This window comes from Streptomyces sp. DT190 (assembly GCF_049846985.1).
Taxonomy (GTDB): domain Bacteria; phylum Actinomycetota; class Actinomycetes; order Streptomycetales; family Streptomycetaceae; genus Streptomyces.
The window spans coordinates 266,736-287,096 of record NZ_JBNCNM010000010.1; the positions used below are offsets into that span (position 1 = coordinate 266,736).

At 72.2% G+C, this 20,361-nt stretch carries 19 protein-coding genes; 12 read left to right on the forward strand and 7 right to left on the reverse strand.

From position 1 onward, the window contains the following. Positions 1 to 21 precede the first annotated feature (21 nt). Both pgi and ACPXCS_RS20090 read left to right on the forward strand, forming a co-directional pair. Positions 22 to 1,674: a glucose-6-phosphate isomerase gene (pgi, locus tag ACPXCS_RS20085; RefSeq protein WP_425945605.1), complete on the forward strand. Its 1,653-nt coding sequence runs from the start codon at positions 22 to 24 to the stop codon at positions 1,672 to 1,674. Positions 1,675 to 1,779: 105 nt separating this feature from the next. Continuing rightward, the gene (locus tag ACPXCS_RS20090) at positions 1,780 to 2,682 is read left to right on the forward strand and encodes a hypothetical protein (RefSeq protein ID WP_425945606.1); all 903 of its coding nucleotides are present in this window, start codon (positions 1,780 to 1,782) and stop codon (positions 2,680 to 2,682) included. Between the two features lie 24 nt (positions 2,683 to 2,706). Here the strand turns inward: ACPXCS_RS20090 and ACPXCS_RS20095 are convergent, their stop codons facing one another. The 3 genes from ACPXCS_RS20095 to ACPXCS_RS20105 are packed head-to-tail and all read right to left on the reverse strand — an operon-like array spanning position 2,707 to position 6,296. Further along, the gene (locus tag ACPXCS_RS20095; RefSeq protein ID WP_425945607.1) at positions 2,707 to 4,989 is read right to left on the reverse strand and encodes an FtsX-like permease family protein; all 2,283 of its coding nucleotides are present in this window, start codon (positions 4,987 to 4,989) and stop codon (positions 2,707 to 2,709) included. A 39-nt stretch (positions 4,990 to 5,028) separates the two neighbouring features. Then, entirely contained in the window at positions 5,029 to 5,784 is a 756-nt protein-coding gene (locus tag ACPXCS_RS20100; protein WP_425945608.1) for an ABC transporter ATP-binding protein, read from the reverse strand. Next, on the reverse strand, positions 5,781 to 6,296 hold the full coding sequence (locus ACPXCS_RS20105; RefSeq protein WP_309097075.1) for a PadR family transcriptional regulator: 516 nt from the start codon (positions 6,294 to 6,296) through the stop codon (positions 5,781 to 5,783). Before ACPXCS_RS20105 ends, ACPXCS_RS20100 begins: the two co-directional genes overlap by 4 nt. A gap of 121 nt (positions 6,297 to 6,417) precedes the next feature. Between ACPXCS_RS20105 and ACPXCS_RS20110 the strand changes: the two genes are divergently transcribed. From ACPXCS_RS20110 to ACPXCS_RS20130, 5 genes are all read left to right on the forward strand, one after another. Beyond that, positions 6,418 to 7,689: an ABC transporter substrate-binding protein gene (locus ACPXCS_RS20110; protein WP_425945609.1), complete on the forward strand. Its 1,272-nt coding sequence runs from the start codon at positions 6,418 to 6,420 to the stop codon at positions 7,687 to 7,689. Positions 7,690 to 7,824: 135 nt separating this feature from the next. After that, positions 7,825 to 9,444 (forward strand): glycoside hydrolase family 13 protein, encoded by a 1,620-nt coding sequence (locus ACPXCS_RS20115; protein ID WP_425945610.1) that lies wholly within the window; start codon positions 7,825 to 7,827, stop codon positions 9,442 to 9,444. A gap of 37 nt (positions 9,445 to 9,481) precedes the next feature. After that, complete coding sequence (locus ACPXCS_RS20120; RefSeq protein ID WP_425945611.1) at positions 9,482 to 10,807, forward strand: ABC transporter substrate-binding protein; 1,326 nt, start codon at positions 9,482 to 9,484, stop codon at positions 10,805 to 10,807. A gap of 6 nt (positions 10,808 to 10,813) precedes the next feature. Continuing rightward, positions 10,814 to 12,178, forward strand: a complete 1,365-nt coding sequence (locus ACPXCS_RS20125; protein ID WP_425945612.1) for a carbohydrate ABC transporter permease — start codon at positions 10,814 to 10,816, stop codon at positions 12,176 to 12,178. Continuing rightward, complete coding sequence (locus ACPXCS_RS20130; RefSeq protein WP_425945613.1) at positions 12,175 to 13,014, forward strand: carbohydrate ABC transporter permease; 840 nt, start codon at positions 12,175 to 12,177, stop codon at positions 13,012 to 13,014. Before ACPXCS_RS20125 ends, ACPXCS_RS20130 begins: the two co-directional genes overlap by 4 nt. A 34-nt stretch (positions 13,015 to 13,048) precedes the next feature. On the opposite strand, the gene ACPXCS_RS20135 is transcribed toward ACPXCS_RS20130, so the two are convergent. Beyond that, complete coding sequence (locus tag ACPXCS_RS20135; protein ID WP_425945614.1) at positions 13,049 to 13,894, reverse strand: NmrA family NAD(P)-binding protein; 846 nt, start codon at positions 13,892 to 13,894, stop codon at positions 13,049 to 13,051. Then, on the reverse strand, positions 13,891 to 14,319 hold the full coding sequence (locus tag ACPXCS_RS20140; RefSeq protein ID WP_425945615.1) for a nuclear transport factor 2 family protein: 429 nt from the start codon (positions 14,317 to 14,319) through the stop codon (positions 13,891 to 13,893). Before ACPXCS_RS20140 ends, ACPXCS_RS20135 begins: the two co-directional genes overlap by 4 nt. 132 nt (positions 14,320 to 14,451) lie before the next feature. Between ACPXCS_RS20140 and ACPXCS_RS20145 the strand changes: the two genes are divergently transcribed. Together ACPXCS_RS20145 and ACPXCS_RS20150 are read left to right on the forward strand one after the other, a co-directional pair. Beyond that, positions 14,452 to 15,033: a TetR/AcrR family transcriptional regulator gene (locus ACPXCS_RS20145; protein ID WP_425945616.1), complete on the forward strand. Its 582-nt coding sequence runs from the start codon at positions 14,452 to 14,454 to the stop codon at positions 15,031 to 15,033. 149 nt (positions 15,034 to 15,182) lie between these two features. Further along, on the forward strand, positions 15,183 to 15,671 hold the full coding sequence (locus ACPXCS_RS20150) for an EamA/RhaT family transporter (RefSeq protein WP_425952340.1): 489 nt from the start codon (positions 15,183 to 15,185) through the stop codon (positions 15,669 to 15,671). A 35-nt stretch (positions 15,672 to 15,706) separates the two neighbouring features. Here ACPXCS_RS20150 and ACPXCS_RS20155 read toward each other — a convergent pair whose 3' ends face one another. Continuing rightward, positions 15,707 to 15,976, reverse strand: coding sequence for a hypothetical protein (locus ACPXCS_RS20155; protein ID WP_425952341.1), 270 nt, complete (start codon positions 15,974 to 15,976; stop codon positions 15,707 to 15,709). A 138-nt stretch (positions 15,977 to 16,114) separates the two neighbouring features. Here ACPXCS_RS20155 and ACPXCS_RS20160 point away from each other — a divergent pair, with 138 nt between their 5' ends. The 3 genes from ACPXCS_RS20160 to proC all read left to right on the forward strand — a co-directional run bounded on the left by ACPXCS_RS20160 (position 16,115) and on the right by proC (position 18,713). Beyond that, positions 16,115 to 16,933: an ABC transporter ATP-binding protein gene (locus ACPXCS_RS20160; RefSeq protein ID WP_425952342.1), complete on the forward strand. Its 819-nt coding sequence runs from the start codon at positions 16,115 to 16,117 to the stop codon at positions 16,931 to 16,933. Beyond that, the gene (locus tag ACPXCS_RS20165) at positions 16,930 to 17,733 is read left to right on the forward strand and encodes an ABC transporter permease (protein ID WP_425952343.1); all 804 of its coding nucleotides are present in this window, start codon (positions 16,930 to 16,932) and stop codon (positions 17,731 to 17,733) included. Before ACPXCS_RS20160 ends, ACPXCS_RS20165 begins: the two co-directional genes overlap by 4 nt. Before the next feature lie 167 nt (positions 17,734 to 17,900). Continuing rightward, entirely contained in the window at positions 17,901 to 18,713 is an 813-nt protein-coding gene (gene proC, locus ACPXCS_RS20170) for a pyrroline-5-carboxylate reductase (protein WP_425952344.1), read from the forward strand. Positions 18,714 to 18,760: 47 nt separating this feature from the next. On the opposite strand, the gene trpS is transcribed toward proC, so the two are convergent. Beyond that, the gene (gene trpS / locus ACPXCS_RS20175; RefSeq protein WP_425952345.1) at positions 18,761 to 19,783 is read right to left on the reverse strand and encodes a tryptophan--tRNA ligase; all 1,023 of its coding nucleotides are present in this window, start codon (positions 19,781 to 19,783) and stop codon (positions 18,761 to 18,763) included. Positions 19,784 to 20,361 lie beyond the last annotated feature (578 nt).

Here is a 20,361-nt window from a genome sequence, read left to right on the forward strand (position 1 = left end):
GAAAGAAGGCTGAAGTCCGAGATGAACGCAGACGGCCGTACCAGGCTCAACCAGACGTCCGAGTGGACGGCGCTGGCCAAGCACCGTGAGGAGCTGGGCGAGGTCCAGCTGCGCGAACTGTTCGCCGCCGACGCCGGCCGCGGCAGCGCGTACACCCTCCGCGTCGGGGACCTGTACGTCGACTACTCCAAGCACCTCGTCACCGACGACACCCTGCGACTGCTGCGGGAACTGGCCGCCGCCACCGACGTCTTCGGGCTGCGGGACGCCATGTTCCGCGGCGAGAAGATCAACACCACCGAGGATCGGGCCGTGCTGCACACCGCGCTCCGGGCGCCGCGGGAGGCGGTGATCGAGGTCGACGGTGAGAACGTCGTGCCGGGCGTGCACGCCGTGCTGGACAAGATGGCCGCCTTCGCGGACCGGGTCCGCTCGGGCGAGTGGACCGGCCACACCGGCAAGCGCATCCGCAACGTCGTCAACATCGGCATCGGCGGCTCCGACCTCGGACCGGCGATGGCCTACGAGGTGCTGCGCGCCTTCACCGACCGGTCGCTGACGGTGCGTTTCGTGTCGAACGTGGACGGCGCCGACCTGCACGAGGCGATCCGCGACCTCGACCCCGCTGAGACGCTGTTCGTCATCGCCTCCAAGACCTTCACCACCATCGAGACCGTCACCAACGCCACGTCCGCGCGCTCCTGGCTGCTGGCCGCGCTGGGTGACGAGGCCGCCGTCGCCCGGCACTTCGTGGCGCTGTCGACGAACGCGGAGAAGGTCGCCGGGTTCGGCATCGACACGGCCAACATGTTCGAGTTCTGGGACTGGGTCGGCGGCCGTTACTCGTACGACTCCGCGATCGGCCTCTCCCTGATGATCGCGATCGGCCCGGACCGTTTCCGGGAGATGCTCGACGGCTTCCGCATCGTCGACGAGCACTTCCGGACCGCGCCCCCCGAGTCCAACGTGCCGCTGCTGCTGGGCCTGCTGGGCATCTGGTACGGCAACTTCCACGACGCCCAGTCGCACGCCGTCCTGCCCTACAGCCACTACCTGTCCAAGTTCACCGCCTATCTCCAGCAGCTCGACATGGAGTCCAACGGCAAGTACGTCGGCCGGGACGGGCGCGAGGTGGAGTGGCAGACCGGGCCGGTGGTCTGGGGCACGCCCGGCACCAACGGGCAGCACGCGTACTACCAGTTGATCCACCAGGGCACCAAGCTCATCCCGGCCGACTTCATCGGCTTCGCCCGGCCGGTCGCCGAGCTGAGCGACCAGCTCAAGGCCCAGCACGACCTGCTCATGGCCAACTTCTTCGCCCAGACGCAGGCGCTCGCCTTCGGCAAGACACCGGAGGAGGTGCGCGGGGAGGGCGTGCCGGAGGAGCTGGTGCCGCACAAGACGTTCCGCGGCAACCACCCCACGACCACGATCCTGGCGCCCGAACTGACGCCGTCCGTCCTCGGCCAGCTGGTCGCCCTCTACGAGCACAAGGTGTTCGTGCAGGGCGCGGTGTGGAACATCGACTCCTTCGACCAGTGGGGCGTCGAGCTGGGCAAGGTGCTCGCCAAGCGCGTCGAGCCCGCGCTGACCGAGGGCGCCGAGGTCGAGGGCCTGGACGCGTCCACCAAGGCGCTGGTCGCGACCTACCGGGAGCTGCGCGGCCGGAACTAGGGCCGGCGGTCGCCACAGGCCGGGCAGGGGACGCGGCGGCGGTGGGCCGTCCGCGTCCCGTAGACTCCCGCCGATCATGACAGCGAGTGCTCGGGGGAGCGTGACATGGCTCGCACACGCGGGAGTTGGACCGGCGGCACGCTGACGGCCGGGGCCCTGCTGAAGCCGCAGCACGCGGCCCGGGCGGTGTTCCACCCGGCCTGGATCCCCGAGTCGCTCGATCCCTCCGTGGAACGGCTCAAGACGTTCCGGGTCGTCGCCGGGGCGGTCGCCTCCCTCGGGGTCTACACGTTCGTCGAGGGCGGCTTCGACGTCACGGAACTGCTGGAGAACGCGCTGACCGCCTCCGTCGTGCTGCTCTTCCTCACCCCGCTGACGGTCGGCGTGATGCTCTTCGTCTGGCGGCGCGGCGGCACGGTGCGGCAGTTGCGCAGGCCGCTGCTCAACTCCCTCGCGCTGCTGCTGTTCGTGGGCTGCGTGGCGGTGCTGCTGATGCTGGTGCGGACGGTGAACGCCTCGGCGAACCCGGTCGTGATCATCGGGGTGGGCATGACGATGATGTGGCTGCTGGTCTTCACGGCCTTCGGGGCCGTGCGGGTCTCCGGCAACTTCTTCGGCACGGCTGCCACGCACCGGTCGCTGCCGCCGCTGCTCGCCATGGTGACCAGTTGGCTCGTGGCCGTTCCGGACCTGGTCACCGGTGATCTGCACGGGCTCAGCCTCACCCTGGGGTACGTCTTCGTCCTGGGCGCGCCGGTGACGGTCACCGCGATCGCGCTGCTGGAGATGGGCCGGCTCAAGCGGCGGTACGGGATCCGGCTGAAGGCGCACCCGGCGACCCTTGCCCCGGCCCCGGCGCCGTTCATGCCGCCGCAGGGCAGCCCGTACGGTCAGCCCCACGCGCCGTACCCGTACCCGCCCCCCTTCCCGCATCAGCAGGGCAACCCGTACGCCCCGCACCCGACCGCGCACCCGCCGCACCACCCGCGACAGCCCTACGGCGCCTGACCGGCCTGCGGGGATCCGGTTCGGTCAGGCGACCGCGCTCAGCGTGTCCGCGAGGCGGCGGCGGGCCGCGCGGGCCGCGGGCACGGCGGCCAGGGCCGCGGCGCAGAGCACCGCGGCCGCCCCGAGCAGCAGCATCAGCACCGCCGACGGCCCCTGGGCGATCCCGGCGCCGATGCCGCTCGACCGGCCCTGGGCGTCGATCAGCCAGTGTGCGAGGGGCAGACCCAGGGCGGTGGCGGCGAGCACGGCCGCGAGAGCCGTGAAGCCGGTGGCCGTGACGGTGATGGCCGTGATCTGCCGCGGGGAGAGGCCGATGGCCTTCAGCGCGAGGAGATCCCGCTCGCCCTCGCGGACCGTGCCGCCGATCGCGGTGAGCAGCTCGATCAGCCCGATGAGGGCCAGCACGGCGATCAGCCCGGCGACCACCGCGCGCAGGGGGGAGAGTCCGTCGGCGGGGTTGGTCACGGTGTGCACGTCGAGCTGGCCCTGCCCGGCCGTGGCCAGCCGGTCGGCCACTTCGCCGGGGTCGGCACCGGGGGACAGCCGCAGCTCGTAGAGGGTCGGACGCAGGCCGGGGTCGTTGTCGCGGAGGGTGTCGAGGGACGTGGAGATGACCCGGCCCGCGTTCTCCGGCTCGATGCTGCGGCCCACGATGTGCAGGATCTGCGGCTGGTCACCGACGGTCATGCGCACCCAGTCGCCGACCCGCACGTCCAGCAGGTCGAGCAGCCCCTGCCCGGCCACGGCCTCGTCGGCGCCGCGGGCGGGGCGGCCCTCGGCGAGGGTGTACGGGTAGGGGTCCTGGCGGGTGCCGAGGCCGCGCAGGGCGATGGTCGCCGTCTGGCCGGGGACCAGCGCCGCCGTCTCGACGCCGGGGTAGGCGGCGGCCACCTGCGGATCGCCTTCCAGCAGGGAGCGGGCCTGCCGCTCGCTCAGACCGGCGTCGGCGCGGACGCTGAGCGTGGTGGGCAGACCGACCTGCTCGGGCTCGCTGTGGAAGCGGTCGATGGTCGTCCAGGCGCTCATCGCCACGACGATCAGCAGCAGCGGCAGGGTGAGGCGGGCGACGGTGCCCAGGGACCGGGGCCGGCGGGTGAACGCCTTGTGCCAGCCCAGCACCAGGGCGGGCGGGACCCGTACGCCGAGGGCCCGGCGAGCCACGCCCGACAGCCGCCCGCCCGGGGTGGCGGCGGGCCGCGGCACCGGCACCGGAGGCACCCGTCCGGCCCGCCAGGCGGCGAGCCCGGTGGTGGCGCCGATGAACAGCACCGCGCCGGCCGGGATCACGAGCAGCGCCGCGGTGTGCCCGGGCAGGCCCTGCCAGACGCCGACCGCGTCCCCGAGCCGTCCGGGGATCCGGCTGCCCAGGGCCTCGGCGAGCGCGGCGGCGGCGACGGCGCCGAGCAGGGCGTAGGCGAGGTGCTGGAGCAGGAAGACGCGGACGACCTGGCCGGGCGTGAAGCCGATCGCCTTCAGGATGGAGAGGTCGCGCAGATGGCCCCGGATGCGGGTGCCGATCGCGCCGTGCACGGCGAGTCCGGCGGCGACCAGCGCGCCCAGCCCGAACAGGCCCAGCACCTGGCCGAGGAGCCGGTTGTCGCCCTGCGCCTCGGCCCGGGCCTGCTGCCAGGTGGACACCTCACCGATCGCCCCGGCGCCCAGCACGGTCACGGCCCGCTGCACGACGTAGGAGGTGTCCTCGGGATCGGTCAGCCGCAGCCCGATCACCTGGCCGCCGGGGTCCGGCACGGCCTGCGGCAGTGCCCACACCAGGCCCGGCTGCTCACCGGGCCGGTAGCGCGGCTCGGCGCTGTCGGCGAGGCCGACGACGGTCAGCTCGCGGGCGGTGCCGGGCACGGTGAGGGTGTCGCCGGGCTGGGCGAGCAGGGCGCGGGCCAGCCGGCTCTCCAGGACCACGCCGTTCGGGGCGGCCGGGTCCAGCCAGTGCCCGGCGACCAGGGGCGGGCGGCCGACGGAGGGGCGTTGTGCGGTGGCGCGCAGTTCGACGGAGGCGCGGCTGCCGCGCGAGGAGACGGTGGTGGCGGCGGTGGGGTAGGGGCCGGCGACCTCGTCGACGCCGTCCAGCGCGGCCAGCTCGCCGGTGTCGGCGGCGGTGTCGGTGTGCAGCCACACGTGCGCGCCGTGCGACTGCGTGAAGACGCGCTGCCAGGGGTTGGTCGCGTACCCGAACAGGGCCGTGGCCAGCAGCAGGGAGGCGACGATGCCCGCGGTGGCGAGGACGAGGAACAGCGCCTCGCCGCGGTGCGTGCGCAGATCGGAGTGGGCCCAGCGCAGGGTGGCTCGCATACGGGTCAGCCCCTCCGGGGATCGTCGTACCCGCGCATGTCAGTCCTTCAGCTCCAGCACGCCGGATATGCCGGCCCGGCGCGGCGGGGTGCCGCCGTCGAGGGTCGCGTCGTCGGCGATGCGGCCGTCGAAGAAGCTGATCACCCGGTCCGCGGCGCTCGCCAGCCGGGCGTCGTGCGTGACCAGCAGGATCGTCTGACCGCGCTGGTGGAAGCGGGACAGCAGCCGCATCACCTCGCGGGTGCCCTTGCTGTCGAGGCTGCCCGCGGGCTCGTCGGCCAGCAGCAGCGGCGGATGGTTGACCAGGGCCCGGGCGAGGGCCACGCGCTGCTGCTCGCCGCCGGACAGCTCGCCCGGCATGCTCCGCTCCTTGCCGGTCAGGCCCAGCTCGGCCAGGAGCTGCTCGCGCCCGGCGCGGGCCTGCTTGGGCGGGACCCCGGCGAGCAGGGCGGGCAGCTCCACGTTGTCCGCGACGGACAGGTTCGACACGAGGTTGAAGAACTGGAAGACGATGCCGATCCGCTTGCGGCGCTCCACCGCCCAGCGGGCCTCGCTGTAGGCGCCGGTCGGCTCGCCGTCGAGCCAGATGCTGCCCGCGTCGGGCCGCTGGAGCCCGCCGAGCAGGTGCAGCAGCGTGGACTTGCCGGCGCCGGACGGGCCGGTGATCGCCACGAACTCGCCCTGCCGCACGCACAGGTCCACCCCGCGCACGGCACGGGCGGGCGCGCCCTCGCCGTGGTGGGTCTTCACCAGCCCCTCGGCACGCAGCACAGGAGCGGGACGGTCGTCGCTCACTCCAGCTCCTCCAGCTCTTCCTGGCACCGCTCCAGCCAGTCGAGGTCGGCCTGCAGGTGCAGCATCGCGCCCTCGATCAGCAGGTGGGCGATGCGGTTGTCGCGGTCTTCGGCGGCGGCCAGCTTCGACATCTGCCGCATGGTGTTCAGGTACTGGCGCCGCTGCTGGTTGATCAGGGCGATCTGGTCGGCGAGGCCGGTCTGCGGGGCGAGCGCCAGCTTCATGAAGAACTCGTCCCGTACCCGCGGCTCGTCCTCGGGCTCCTCGAACCAGGCGCGCAGCGCCTCCCGCCCGGCGTCGGTGAGGTGGTAGACCTTCTTGTTGGGCCGGCTGGACTGCGCCACGTCCTCGCCCTCGATCAGTCCCGACTTCTCGAGGCGGCCGAGCGTCACATAGATCTGGCCGACGTTCGGCTGAGGGTACGCGGAGCCCAGCAGTTGCTCAAGGTCCTGCTTGAGCTCGTAGCCGTGGGCGGGGCCGCGGGCGAGAAGAGCCAGGAGGGGCAGGCGCACGCGTGCAGTCCTCCTGTCCGGTCCAATGTGCTCCAGGCCCTAGTATCGCCCATACCTAACAGGTATACATGGCCTCTGTTCCGGGCAAGGGTGCCCGTCGCCGGTGTACAGGGAGGAACCTATGCGGTGGATCCATGCCGCGGGTAGGGGCCTTCTCGTTCTGGTGGTCCTCCTGACCGGTCATGTCGCCGCCGGAGCGCAGGCGGGGGAGCCGCCGGCGGGCGGCCGCGGACCGCTCACCCTGGCCACCGCCGGAGACCTCACCGGCTATCTCGGCCCCCTGCTGGAGGGCTGGAACCGCACCCATCCCGGCGAGAGGGTCACCCTCGTCGAGCTGCCCGACTCCGCCGACGAGACCCGGGCGCAGATGGCCACCGACCTGCGCGACGGCGACCGCAGCCGGTTCGACGTGCTCAACATCGACGTCAACTGGACCTCGGAGTTCGCCGCCGCAGGCTGGATCCGGCCCCTGCCGCCCGACCGCTTCCCGCTGAAGACCTTCCTCCAGCCGGTCGTGGACACGGCGACCTACGACGGACAGCTCTACGCCGTGCCGTATGTCACCAACGCCGGACTGCTCCTGTACCGCAAGGACGTCCTCGCCGAGGAGGGCGTCGCGCCGCCGCGCACCTGGGCGGAGCTGGAGCGGTATGCGAAAACCATCGCCCCGAAGCACGGCCTCGACGGGTACGCGGGGCAGTTCCTGCCGTACGAGGGCCTCACCGTCAACGCGGCCGAGGCGGTCTACTCGGCGGGCGGCTCGATCCTCGGGGACGAGGGCGAGCGCGTCACGGTCGACTCGGCCGCCGCCCGCGAGGGCATCGGCTTCCTGGCCCGCGGGGTGCGCGAGGGATGGATCCCGAGGCAGGCCCTGACGTACAAGGAGGAGGAGTCCAAGCAGGCCTTCCAGGACGGCCGGCTGCTCTTCCTGCGGAACTGGCCGTACGCCTACGTCGGCGCCTCCGCCCCCGGCTCGAAGGTCGCCGGCGAGGTCGGTGCCGTACCGCTGCCCGGCCCGGACGGGCCGGGCACCAGTGTGCTCGGCGGGTCCAACCTGGCCGTCAGCACGCACGCCCGGCACCCCGACTCGGCGGCCCGGCTGATCGCGTACCTCACCAGTGAGCGCGTCCAGCGCCAGGTCCTCACCCGCGGCGCGCTGCCGCCCGTGCGGGCCGATCTGTACGAGGACCCCGAGCTGATCCGCCGGTTCCCGTACCTGCCGACCCTGCGCCAGAGCGTGCTGTCCGCCGCGCCGCGCCCCAAGAGCCCGCACTACGACCAGGTGAGCCTGGTGGTGCAGGCGGTCGTGCACGACGCCATGGCCGGGCGGCAGACGCCCGAGGCGGCGGTGCGACGGCTGGCGCGCGAACTGGCGGTCATCTCCAACCGCTAGTTACATGTTAGGTAACGAGGACATCTCAACTGGCTCCGGTGTGCCCGACTAAGTCCCTGTTTGTGACGCCAACTGGCCGGTCACTTCTGTTCTTTTCGTTGACACCCTTCTGACACCGCTACCTAACATGCATGCATGCTGAGTAAGTACCACTGGTGGCGGGACGCGGTCATCTACCAGGTCTACGTCCGCAGCTTCCTCGACAGCACCGGCGACGGCATCGGCGACCTCGCCGGGGTCCGGGCCGGGCTGCCGTACCTGAAGAAGCTCGGCGTCGACGGAATCTGGCTGAGCCCCTTCTATCCCTCGCCGCAGCACGACCACGGCTACGACGTGGCCGACTACTGCGACGTCGACCCGCTCTTCGGCGACCTCGGCGAGTTCGACCTGCTGGTGGGGGCCGCGCGGCGGCTCGGCATCAAGGTGCTGCTCGACATCGTCCCGAACCACTGCTCCAGCGAGCACCCCTGGTTCCGCGAGGCGCTCGCGGCGGCCCCCGGCAGCCCGGCCCGGGCCCGCTTCCACTTCGCCGACGGCCGCGGCCCCGACGGATCCGAGCCGCCCAACAACTGGCACGCCATGTTCGGCGGCCCGGCCTGGACCCGGATCACCGAGGCCGACGGCCGGCCCGGCCAGTGGTACCTGCACATGTTCACGCCCGAGCAGCCGGACTGGAACTGGCGCAACCCCGAGATCGCCGCCGAGTTCGAGCGGGTGCTGCGCTTCTGGCTCGACCGGGGTGTCGACGGCTTCCGCATCGACGTCGCCGCCGGCCTCTTCAAGCACCCGGAGCTGCCCGACTCCGACGACCCGGAGGCCGACGCCCGCACCCGTGACTCGGTCAACCCGCTCGCCTGGAACCAGCCCGAGGTCCACGAGGTGTGGCGCCGCTGGCGTTCCATATGCGAGGAGTACACCGAGCGCGACGGCGGCGAGCGTCTCCTCGTCGGTGAGGTCTCCGTGCCCACCGCCCGCGAGCACGCCCGGTACGTCCGCCCCGACGAGCTGCACCAGGCCTTCTTCTTCGACCTGCTCAGCGCCCCCTGGGACCCCGATGCCTTCCGCAAGGTCATCTCCGAGGCGATGCAGGACATCGCGGGCACCGGCTCGACGGTCACCTGGGTCCTCAACAACCACGACCAGGTCCGCACCGTCACCCGCTACGGCGAGCCCGCCACCGAGGGCAGCGGCCTCGGCGCCGCCCGGGCCCGCGCCGCCGCCCTGCTGATGCTGGCGCTGCCCGGCGCCGCCTACATCTACCAGGGCGAGGAGCTCGGGCTGCCCGAGGTCGTGGACCTGCCCGACGACGTGCTGACCGACCCGATCTTCCGCCGCACCGGCAGCAGGGCCCGCATCCGCGACGGCTGCCGCGTGCCGCTGCCCTGGTCGGGCCAGGCGTCGCCGTTCGGCTTCACCTCCGGCGTGGAGAGCGCCAAGCCGTGGCTGCCGCAGCCCGAGTACTTCGCCGAGTACGCCACCGACCGCGCGCTCGCCGACACCCGCTCCTTCTGGCACCTGTACCGGGACGGCCTGCAGCTGCGCTCGGCCCTGCTCCAGCTGGGCGAGGGCACGCTGCGCTGGCTGGACACCCCGCCCGGGGTCCTCGCCTTCGAACGCGGCGACCTGGTGTGCGCCGTCAACTTCGGCACCGCGCCGACCCCCGCGCCGGTTCCCGGCTCCCCCCTGCTCGCCAGCGGCACCTGCCCGCCCGGAGTCCTCTCCGGCTCGACGGCTGCCTGGTGGATCCGTTCCTGAACGCCCCGCAAGTCAACTCCCCGAAGGGACATCAACGATGATGCGACGACGTACCACCCTGCTCACCGGCTGCACCGCCCTGGTCCTGGCACTCGGCGCGACCGCCTGCGGCGGCGGCCCCGTCGCGGCCGGCGGCGGCGACAAGTCCCTCGACGGCCAGACGGTCACCGTGGCCGGCGTCTGGTCCGGCACCGAGCAGAAGAACTTCCAGAAGGTGCTGGACGCGTTCACCGAGAAGACCGGCGCCAAGACGCAGTTCACCTCCACCGGCGACAACGTCTCCACCGTCGTCGGCAGCAAGATCGAGGGCGGCAACGCCCCCGACGTCGTGATGGTCCCGCAGGTCGGCGTGCTCAAGCAGTTCGCCCAGAAGGGCTGGCTCAAGCCCCTGTCGAAGAAGACCGAGCAGTCCGTCGACGCCGGCTACGCCCCGGTGTGGAAGGAGTACGGCAGCGTCGACGGCACCCTCTACGGCCTCTACTTCAAGGCCGCCCACAAGTCGACCGTCTGGTACAGCCCCGACGCCCTCGCCCAGGCCGGTGTGAAGCCCCCGAAGACCTACGACGAGATGCTGAAGGCCGGGCAGACCATATCCGACTCCGGGCTCGCCGCGTTCTCCGTCGCCGGTCAGGACGGCTGGACGCTCACCGACTGGTTCGAGAACATCTACCTCTCCCAGGCCGGGCCCGAGAAGTACGACGCCCTCGCCGCCCACGAGCTGAAGTGGACCGACTCCTCCGTCGTCGACGCGCTCGCCACCCTCGGCAAGCTCTTCAAGGACAAGCAGCTCATCGCGGGCGGCCAGAAGGGCGCCCTGAACACCGACTTCCCCGGCTCGGTGGAGAAGGTGTTCGGCCCGGAGCCCGAGGCCGGCATGGTCTACGAGGGCGACTTCGTCGCGGGCGTCGCCAAGGACCAGTTCGGCAAGAAGGTCGGCGAGGACGCGAACTTCTTCCCGTTCCCGGCGGTCGGCGGCGGCGAGGCCCCGGTGGTCAGCGGCGGTGACGCCGCCGTCGTCCTCAAGGACGGCAAGAACCAGAAGGCGGCCCAGGCCCTCCTGGAGTACCTGGCCACCCCGGAGGCCTCCGCGGTGTGGGCCGAGGCCGGCGGCTTCCTCTCCCCGAACAAGAAGCTCGACCTCGCCTCCTACGGCGACGACGTCACCCGCGCCACCGCCAAGTCCCTGGTCGAGGCCGGCGACTCGGTCCGCTTCGACATGTCCGACCAGGCCCCGGCGGCCTTCGGCGGCACCAAGGGCACCGGCGAGTGGAAGCTGCTGCAGGACTTCCTGCGTGACCCGTCGGACCCGAAGGGCACCGCGGCGAAGCTGGAGGCCGCGGCGGCCAAGGCGTACCAGGACTGATACGCCATGACAGCCACCCTCGTGAAAGAGACGAGCCCGCCGACGCCGCCACCCGGCCCGGCCGCCGACCGCACCCGGCGCCTGCGGCGGCGCGGCCGGATCGTCGCCCTGCTGTTCGTCTTCCCGGCGCTGCTGCTGCTCGGCGCGCTCGTGGTCTACCCCGTGCTGTTCAGCGTCGGCCGCAGCTTCTTCGACGCCTCCGGGACGACGTTCGTCGGCGGCGAGAACTACACCGAGATGTTCCGCGACCCGGCGACCCTCAAGGCCGTGCGCAACACGGCCATCTGGGTCGTCGTGGCCCCGGCCCTGCTCACCGGACTCGGCCTGATCCTGGCCGTGCTGGTGGAGAAGGTCCGCTGGGCCACCGCCTTCAAACTGCTCCTGTTCATGCCGATGGCGGTCTCCTTCCTCGCCGCCGGCATCATCTTCCGGCTGGCCTACGACGAGGACCCGGACAAGGGCGTGCTGAACGCGGCGGTCGTCTCCGTCCACGACGCCTTCAAGGACCAGTCGTCCTACCCGACGGCCCGGGCGCGTGACGGGCAGGGCCTGACGAAGGAGAAGGACGGCTCGTACCGCAGTGCGGCCGTCTCGCCCGGGGACGCCGTGACGCTCGGCCTGGTCGGCGTACAGCCGCGCGACCTGCCCGGCGACGCCCGGCCCGCCTCGGAGGCGGTGGGCCGCGAGGCCGCCGCCGGTGAACTGCGCGGGGTCGTCTACCTGGACTTCACCCCCGGCGGGGGAGGGGAGCAGGGCAAGGTCGACGCGCGGGAGAGCGGCCTGCCCGGGATGAAGGTCGAGGCGGTGCGCGACGGCGAGACGGTCGCCGCCGCGACGACCGCGGCCGACGGCTCCTTCCGCTTCGAGGGCCTGGAAGCGGGCTCGTACGCGGTGAAGCTGCCGTCGTCGAACTTCGCTGCGGCCTACGAGGGCGTCTCCTGGCTGGGTCCGGCGCTGGTCACGCCCGCGATCATCGGGGCGTACCTGTGGATCTGGACCGGCTTCGCGATGGTGCTGATCGGGGCGGGCCTGTCGACGCTGCCCCGGGACGCGCTGGAGGCGGCGCGCATGGACGGCGCGAACGAGTGGCAGATCTTCCGCCGGATCACGGTGCCGCTGCTGGCCCCGGTCCTCACGGTCGTCTTCGTCACGCTCGTGATCAACGTGATGAAGGTCTTCGACCTCGTCTACATCATCGCGCCCGGGCCCGTGCAGGAGGACGCGACCGTGCTGGCGACGCAGATGTGGCTGGTGTCGTTCGGCGGCGGCAACAACCAGGGCCTCGGCAGCGCGCTCGGTGTGCTGCTCCTGCTGCTCGTCGTCCCGGCCATGGTGTTCAACGTCCGCCGTTTCCGAAGGAGTCAGCGATGAACGCGGTGCGGCGCGGGCTGGGCAGCGCAGTCGTCCAGGCCTTCCTCGTCGTGGTGGGGCTGGTGTGGATGACCCCGCTGGCCGGGCTGTTCCTGTCCTCCCTGCGCTCCGCCGACGACACGGCGAAGGGCGGCTGGTGGACGGTGTTCGCCACGCCCGGGCAGCTGTCCTTCGACAACTACGGCTCGCTGCTGCAGAACGCCGGCATCACGCAGGCGTTCTGGAACACGGTGCTGATCTCGGTGCCGACGACGGTGCTGGTCGTGGTGGTGGCGGCGCTCGCCGGATACGCCTTCGCGTGGCTGGACTTCCCCGGGCGGGAGGCGATCTTCCTGGTCGTGGTCGCGCTGCTGGTGGTGCCCGTGCAGATCGGCCTGCTGCCGGTCGCCAAACTCTTCGGGCAGCTCGGCCTGTTCGGCACCATCCCCGGGGTCGTCCTCTTCCACGTGGCCTACGGGCTGCCGTTCGCGGTGTTCCTGCTGCGCAACTACTTCGCCGAGATGCCGAAGGAGATGCTGGAGGCGGCCCGGATGGACGGCGGCAGCGAGTGGCGCATCTTCACCCGCCTGGTGCTGCCCGTGGGACGCCCGGCGATCGCGTCCCTGGCCATCTTCCAGTTCCTGTGGGTGTGGAACGACATGCTGGTGGCGCTGCTGTTCGCGGACAGCTCCGCACAGCCGCTGACGGTGGAACTGCAGTCCCAGATACGCCAGTTCGGCAGCAACATCGACGTCCTGGCCCCCGGGGCGTTCCTGTCCCTGGTCGTCCCGGTCGTCGTGTTCTTCGCGTTCCAGAGGCACTTCGTGCAGGGGGTGATGGCGGGCTCGGTGAAGTAGCCCGCCGCCCCTGCCCGCCGGCCGTCCCGGCTCGTCAGCCGTCCACCGCCGCCACGGCGCGCTCGACATGGGCGCGCAGGCTGCGCGGTGGGCGGCCGGTGAGGCGTTCGACCGTGTCGGTCACCCGGTCCTCGGCCCCCTCGGCGATGGCCCGGTCCAGACCGGCGAGGACCGCGGCGAACTCCTGCGGCAGGAACCCCGCCAGCCGGTCGCGCAGCTGCTCGAAGGTCAGCCGCCGGTGGGTCACGGCACGCCCCGTCACCTCGCCGATGACGGCGGCGGCCTCGTCGTAACTCAGCGCCTGCGGCCCGGTGACGACCAGATCGCCTGCCGCCTCGGGGCCGTCGGTCAGCGCGTGCACGGCGACGGCGGCGATGTCGTCGGCGTCCACGAAGGCCACGCGCCCGTCGTCCGTCGCGGTCCGGATGACGCCCTCCTCCCGGATGCTGCGGGCGTGCTCGTGGTCACCGGTGAGGTTCTGCATGAACCACGAGGGCCGCAGGGCCGCCCACGCCGGGAACAGACCGGGCAGGGCCTGCTGCACCTGCCCGACGGCCGGCCCGCCGGAGGGGATCGCCGAGGAGGACAGCAGCACGGCCCGCTCCACCCCGAGGGCGCGGGCCCTCTCCAGGAACGGCAGCATGACGGCGGCCGGGTCGGGATCGCCGACCGGCGGGACCAGGTAGACCCGGTCCGCGCCCCGCAGCGCCTCCTCGAACGTCCCCGGGTCGTACCAGTCGAAACGGACCGCCTCGGCACCGGCGACGGGGACCGCGCGGCGGCTCGCCGCCCGCACCTTTCGCCCCCGCTCGGTGAGCAGCCGGGCCACGCGCCCGCCGGTCGTGCCGGTGGCGCCGATGACGAGGGTGGCCGCCGTCACCGGTCCCTCCCGGCGAAGTCGGCCGTGCCGTCCTGGGGGACGGCGAGCGGGTTCCAGTAGTCGCGGTAGTGCGTGAAGCGGCCGTCGGCGACCGTCACCACGGCGATGTACGTCATGTCGAACGGGTCTCCGCTCCGCACCAGCCGCCCCACTCCGCGCATCTCGACCACGACGGTCGCGGGGTCGTCGGTCCGGCGGATCGTCAGGTCGGGGAAGGCGTGCAGGTCGATGTGGTCGGGATAGTCCCGCATGTAGGCGTGGACGGCCGCCCTGCCCTCCAGCCGCCTCGGCCACCCCTCGGGTGCGAACGGGAACTCCAGGACGCCGTCGTCGTCCCAGAGCCCGACCCAGCCGTCGATGTCCTTGTCGAGCAGCAGCCGCAGGCTGTGGCGGAACAGCTCGTCGGGTGGTGTGGATGTGGTCATGGGTGTCCCTCCGGTAGTATGCGGACCGCTGGTCCGCTTCGACGATGATACGGACCGACGGTCCGGATAAGCAAGATGCGGACCCATGGTCCGCTTATCTTCCTGCCGGGTTCAAGGAGACGGAGGCATCCCGTGCCCGACCGCAAGCCCCGCGTGGACGCCCTGCGCAACCGCGAGTCCGTCCTGGCGGCGGCCGACCGGCTCTTCGCCACGTGCGCGAGCCCCGAGGACGTCACCATGGCCGACATCGCGGCCGCGGCCGGCGTCGGCAAGGGCACCCTCTTCCGGGGGTTCGGCGACCGCACGGGCCTGGTCCGCGCGCTCCACGCGTCCCGGCTCGAACCGATCCGCCACGCCGTCGCCGAGGGGCCCCGCCCGCTCGGCCCCGGCACACCCCCCGCCGAACGCGTCCCGGCCCTGCTCGACGCCCTGCTCTGCTTCAAGCTCGACCACCGGCACCTGTCCCTCGCCCTGGAGGGCACGGGAAGCGACAGTCCCTACGGCGCCGCCCACTACGACTGGTGGCACGGCACGCTCCGGGACGTCCTGGAGCAGCTGCCCGGTTTCACCGACGCCGCCTTCACCGCCCACGCCCTGCTGGCCGCGGTCCGCGCGGACCTCGTCGACCACCTGACCGACCGGCAGCACCTGACGCGCGAGCGCCTCCGCGCCGACCTGGCCGCCTACACCGCACGGGTGCTGGCCGGCGACTGAGCCCGGGAACACCGAAGCGGGCGGGGCCCCCCCCCCCCCGGGCGCGGCCCCGACCCACCCCCCACCGTCAGGCGAAGACGCGCGCACCCCACCCACCCGCACAGGCCGCCGCAAGCACCCGCCCACCACGCCCGAGCCATAATCGAGCCGTGAGCGCAGAAACCGGCACCCCCAGCCCTGAGGGCCCCCGCCCCGAGCCCCTCCGCTTCTTCGGCACGACCTGGGTGCACCACGACAACGGCTACGCCGCCCGCCGCGTCGCGGTGGCCGCCGGTTCCCTCGCCGCTGCCGCCGCCTCCTGCGTCGTCCTCCGCCTCGCCTACCAGGGCCTGCAGATCGCCGCGATCGGCAGTTTCGTCTCGCTCCTCATGATCGTCATGTTCGCGGTGTGCAGCGCGATGGCCTTCCGCCACACCTGGGACGGCTTCACCCGCCGCCCCGACCCCGACCGTCAGGCCTCCCTGCGCGGCCTCCTCTCCATCGGCTTCGTCGGCTCCCTCCTCGCCTACTTCTTCCGCTCGCTCAGCGAGGCCCCGGGCGAGAAGCTGCACCGCGCCGAGTACGAGTCGGCCCGCAAGCTGTACGAGAAGCGCACGACCCGCCGCTCGGGCAACCCGTCAAGAAAGCGCCGCACCTGACGGCCCGACACCCCATCCGGCGGCCCCACGCCCCCTCACCGAAAACTCACCGTCACGGCCCGCGCCCGCAGCCACCGTGGCGGTATGACCGAACCAACCCACGACCCGACGTCTCCGCCGAGAAGCGCGACGTCAACGCCCGCGCCGCCGACCCCACCGGCCGCCGCTCCTTCACCCGCCGCGTCCCGGTCGACACCCACTCGGTGTTCCTGACGCAGGACGAGGAACACACCGCGGCCTTCCTCGCAGCCGAACGCGAGCACCTGCTCTGGGCCTTCCCGGACGGCCACGTCGAAGAGGTCCACGACGTGATCCTCCTCCTCGCCAGAACGCCCCCCCCGCCTGACACCCCCGCCCCCGGGCCACCCGCAGCCGCACGCCACCGCCCACCGCCCGCCGACCGCTTGACGCCCCCCACCACCGGGAGCATTATTCATCACGTGATGAATAAAACTCCCGGTCCACCGCCCCCCGCCACCGCCAAGGACCCGCAGGCGGACCCGGAGGCGGTCCACGCCCAGCACCTCACCGTCACCCGCGGCCCCCGCACGGTCCTGCGCGACCTCGCCTTCACCGTCCCCCGCGGCCGGATCACCGGCCTCCTCGGCCCCTCCGGCTGCGGCAAGTCCACCCTGATGCGCGCCGTCGTCGGCACCCAGGCCAAGGTCACCGGCACCCTCGACGTCCTCGGCCACCCCGCCGGCCACCCCACCCTGCGCACCCGCATCGGCTACGTCACCCAGGCCCCGTCCGTGTACGACGACCTGACCGTCCGGCAGAACCTCGACTACTTCGCCGCGATACTCGACCCCGGCCGCCCCTCGGCGGACCGCCGCCACGAGCGCGTCACCCGGGCCCTGGCCGACGTCGACCTCACCTCCCACGCCGACGCCCTGGCCGGCAACCTCTCCGGCGGCCAGCGCAGCCGCGTCTCCCTGGCCGTCGCCCTCCTCGGCACGCCCGAACTCCTGGTCCTGGACGAACCCACCGTCGGCCTCGACCCGGTCCTGCGCCGTGACCTCTGGGCCCTCTTCCACGACATCGCGGCGAGCCGCGGTGCCACCCTCCTGGTCTCCTCCCACGTCATGGACGAGGCCGAGCGCTGCCACCGCCTCCTGCTCATGCGCGACGGCGAGCTGCTCGCCGACGGCACCCCCGACGCCCTGCGCGCCCGCACCGGAGCCGAGACGGTCGAAGAGGCCTTCCTCCACCTGGTCGACCAGGCCGCGGCGGCAGCCCGCACCAAGGAGACGACCCGATGAGCACCTCGACCACCCCCACCCCCACCCCCACCACCGCCTCCACTCCCGCCCGGCCACGGGCCCTGAGCGCGTCCCGCACGACCGCCACCGCGGCCCGGGTCCTGCGCCAGCTCACCCACGACCCCCGCACCATCGCGCTGCTGATCCTCATCCCCTGCGTGATGCTGCTCCTGCTCCGCTACGTCTTCGACGGCAGCCCACGCACCTTCGACAGCATCGGCGCGTCCCTCCTCGGGATCTTCCCGCTGATCACGATGTTCCTGGTGACCTCCATAGCCACCCTGCGCGAACGCACCTCCGGCACCCTCGAACGCCTCCTCGCCATGCCCCTCGGCAAGGGCGACCTCATCGCCGGCTACGCCCTCGCCTTCGGCACCCTCGCGATCATCCAGTCCGCCCTGGCCACCGGCCTCGCGCTCTGGCTCCTCGGCCTCGACGTCACCGGCAGCCCCTGGCTCCTCCTCCTGGTGGCCCTCCTCGACGCCCTCCTCGGCACGGCCCTCGGCCTGTTCGTCTCGGCCTTCGCGGCCTCGGAGTTCCAGGCGGTCCAGTTCATGCCGGCGGTGATCTTCCCTCAGCTCCTCCTGTGCGGCCTGTTCACCCCGCGCGAGGACATGCACCCGGCCCTGGAGACCCTCTCCGACGTCCTGCCCATGTCCTACGCCGTCGACGGCATGAACGAGGTCCTGCGCCACACCGACATGACGGCCACCTTCGTCCGGGACGTCCTGATCGTCGCCGGCTGCGCCCTGCTGGTCCTGGCCCTCGGAGCGGCGACCCTCAGGCGCCGGACCACCTAGCCACCTAGCCACTTAGCCGCCTAGCCACTTAGCCACCTGGCCACCTAGCCACCTGGCCACCCGGCCGCGCGCCGCCGTCCCGCCCACCGGACACCGGCCCACCCCGCCACCCCCGGGTGCGAGGATGAACCAGGACGACGCGCAACCCCCGGAGGGCACCGAAAGCCATGACCCAGAAAGTCGCAGTCCTCGGCACCGGCAAGATCGGCGAAGCCCTGCTCAGCGGAGTGATCCGCGCCGGCTGGACCCCGTCCGACCTCCTGGTCACCGCCCGCCGCCCGGAACGAGCCGAGGAACTCCGCACCCGCTACGGCGTCACCCCGGTCACCAACGCCGAGGCCGCCAAGACCGCCGACACCCTGATCCTCACGGTCAAGCCGCAGGACATGGGCACCCTCCTCGACGAGCTCGCCCCCCACGTCCCCGCCGACCGCCTGGTCATCAGCGGAGCCGCCGGCATCCCCACGGCCTACTTCGAGGAGCGCCTGGCCCCCGGCACCCCGGTCGTCCGCGTCATGACGAACACCCCCGCCCTGGTCGACGAGGCCATGTCCGTCATCTCCGCCGGCACCCACGCCACCGCCGACCACCTCGCCCACACCGAGGAGATCTTCGGCGCCGTCGGCAAGACGCTCCGCGTCCCCGAGTCCCAGCAGGACGCCTGCACGGCCCTGTCCGGCTCCGGCCCGGCCTACTTCTTCTACCTGGTCGAGGCCATGACGGACGCCGGCATCCTCCTGGGCCTGCCCCGAGACAAGGCCCACGACCTCATCGTCCAGTCCGCCATCGGCGCCGCGACGATGCTCCGCGACAGCGGCGAACACCCGGTCAAGCTCCGCGAGAACGTCACGTCCCCCGCGGGCACGACGATCAACGCCATCCGCGAGCTGGAGAACCACGGCGTACGGGCCGCCCTCATCGCCGCCCTCGAAGCCGCCCGCGACCGCAGCCGCGCCCTGGCCTCCGGCAACAACAGCTGACCACCGGGCAGGGGGCGGCCCGCACCCCCGCCCCCGCCCCGGTCACCTCACCCGGGAACCGGTACCGCCTCGGTCACCGCCGGCAGCAACCCGATCGCCCGGTAGGCGGCATCGACCCGCGGCCGGGCCATCCCCCGGGCCCGCTCCGCCCCGTCGCGCAGCACCGCCTCCACATACGCCGGGTCCGCGCACAGCGCCCGGTGCCTCTCCTGCACCGGCCGCAGCACCTCCACCACCGCCTCGGCGGTGTCCCGCTTCAGCTGTCCGTAGGACGTGTACGCACCACTCAGCCGCTCGGGGTCCCCATCGGTGCACGCCGCCAGGATCTCCAGCAGATTGGCGAGCCCCGGCCGGGCCTCCCGGTCGTACACGACCTCCCGCCCGCTGTCGGTCACCGCCCGCATGACCTTCTTCCGCACCACGTCCGGCTCGTCCAGCAGATAGACGATCCCCGGCCCGACGTCGTCGCTCTTGCCCATCTTCGACGCCGGGTCCTGCAGGTTCATCACGCGCGCGGCCACCCCCGGGTTCGTGGCCCGCGGCACCACGAACGTGTGCCCGTACCGCTGGTTGAACCGCGCGGCCAGATCACGCGCCAGTTCCACGTGCTGCCGCTGGTCGTCCCCCACCGGCACCTCGCCGGCCCCGTACGCCAGGATGTCCGCCGCCATCAGTACGGGATAGGTCAGCAGCGACAGCCGCACACTCCCGCCCCGCCCCTGCTCCCGCGCGGCCTTCTCCTTGTACTGGATCATCCGCCGCATCTCACCGTCGGTGGCCACGCACTCCAGCACGTACGACAACCGCGCGTGCTCGTCCACATGACTCTGCACGAACACCGTGCAGAGCTCGGGATCCAGCCCGGACGCCAGCAGCAGCGTCGCCGCCTGCCTGGTGAGCCGCCGCACCCGCGCGGGATCGTGCTCCACGGTCAGCGCGTGCAGATCCACGACACAGAACAGGGCGTCGGCCTGGTGCTGATCCACCTCGGCCCACCGCCGCATGGCCCCCAGGCAGTTCCCCAGCGTCAGGTGCCCGGTCGGCTTGATCCCGCTGAAGACCCGTGTCATCTCTTCTCCACCTCCTGGTCGTGACCACCGCCCCGAGCGGCCGCCCCTCGGTGTCCAGGAGGGAGAAACACGAACGGCCGCCGGAGCGGCGGCCGTTGAGTGCATACGTGAGGACGGCCGCCGTCAGGCGGCCCACCAGAACTGGCTGCACGTACGCGTCGTCATGCACCCCACCGTACGCCCCGAAGGCCCGCTCCACCCGTGAGTTGACACGCCCCGACCCGATCCGTACTGTTCTCCGAGTTGCCCGACGTGAGCGCCGACTCCGGTCGGTCCCCGGGCAGCCAATCCGCAGGTACCAACCACTACTCGACGCAGTAGCTCTGTCGTCGTTTCATTGGCATGCGTATTCACGGAATGAGGAATCCCCGTTCGAAAGGACGCGGCCCCCGATTGGCTCGGGAGCCGGGGAATCCGCTAAAGTCTCACTCGTCGGAACGGCCCAACAGCCGCGAAGACAAGCCCCGCTGACTGGGGATCAGGCCCGAAAGGATCTGATAGAGTCGGAACCGCCGGAAAGGGAAACGCGAAAGCGGAAACCTGGAAAGCGCCGAGGAAATCGGATCGGAAAAGGATCT

What these genes read in the sequence shown, in the direction of transcription:
- trpS (WP_425952345.1), bottom strand. Translation starts at nt 19,783, where the DNA reads ATGACACGGGTCTTCAGCGGGATCAAGCCGACCGGGCACCTGACGCTG.
- ACPXCS_RS20165 (WP_425952343.1), top strand. Translation starts at nt 16,930, where the DNA reads ATGAGCACCTCGACCACCCCCACCCCCACCCCCACCACCGCCTCCACT.
- pgi (WP_425945605.1), top strand. Translation starts at nt 22, where the DNA reads ATGAACGCAGACGGCCGTACCAGGCTCAACCAGACGTCCGAGTGGACG.
- ACPXCS_RS20115 (WP_425945610.1), top strand. Translation starts at nt 7,825, where the DNA reads ATGCTGAGTAAGTACCACTGGTGGCGGGACGCGGTCATCTACCAGGTC.
- ACPXCS_RS20120 (WP_425945611.1), top strand. Translation starts at nt 9,482, where the DNA reads ATGATGCGACGACGTACCACCCTGCTCACCGGCTGCACCGCCCTGGTC.
- ACPXCS_RS20125 (WP_425945612.1), top strand. Translation starts at nt 10,814, where the DNA reads ATGACAGCCACCCTCGTGAAAGAGACGAGCCCGCCGACGCCGCCACCC.
- ACPXCS_RS20160 (WP_425952342.1), top strand. Translation starts at nt 16,115, where the DNA reads ATGAATAAAACTCCCGGTCCACCGCCCCCCGCCACCGCCAAGGACCCG.
- proC (WP_425952344.1), top strand. Translation starts at nt 17,901, where the DNA reads ATGACCCAGAAAGTCGCAGTCCTCGGCACCGGCAAGATCGGCGAAGCC.
- ACPXCS_RS20090 (WP_425945606.1), top strand. Translation starts at nt 1,780, where the DNA reads ATGGCTCGCACACGCGGGAGTTGGACCGGCGGCACGCTGACGGCCGGG.
- ACPXCS_RS20110 (WP_425945609.1), top strand. Translation starts at nt 6,418, where the DNA reads ATGCGGTGGATCCATGCCGCGGGTAGGGGCCTTCTCGTTCTGGTGGTC.
- ACPXCS_RS20130 (WP_425945613.1), top strand. Translation starts at nt 12,175, where the DNA reads ATGAACGCGGTGCGGCGCGGGCTGGGCAGCGCAGTCGTCCAGGCCTTC.
- ACPXCS_RS20095 (WP_425945607.1), bottom strand. Translation starts at nt 4,989, where the DNA reads ATGCGAGCCACCCTGCGCTGGGCCCACTCCGATCTGCGCACGCACCGC.
- ACPXCS_RS20140 (WP_425945615.1), bottom strand. Translation starts at nt 14,319, where the DNA reads ATGACCACATCCACACCACCCGACGAGCTGTTCCGCCACAGCCTGCGG.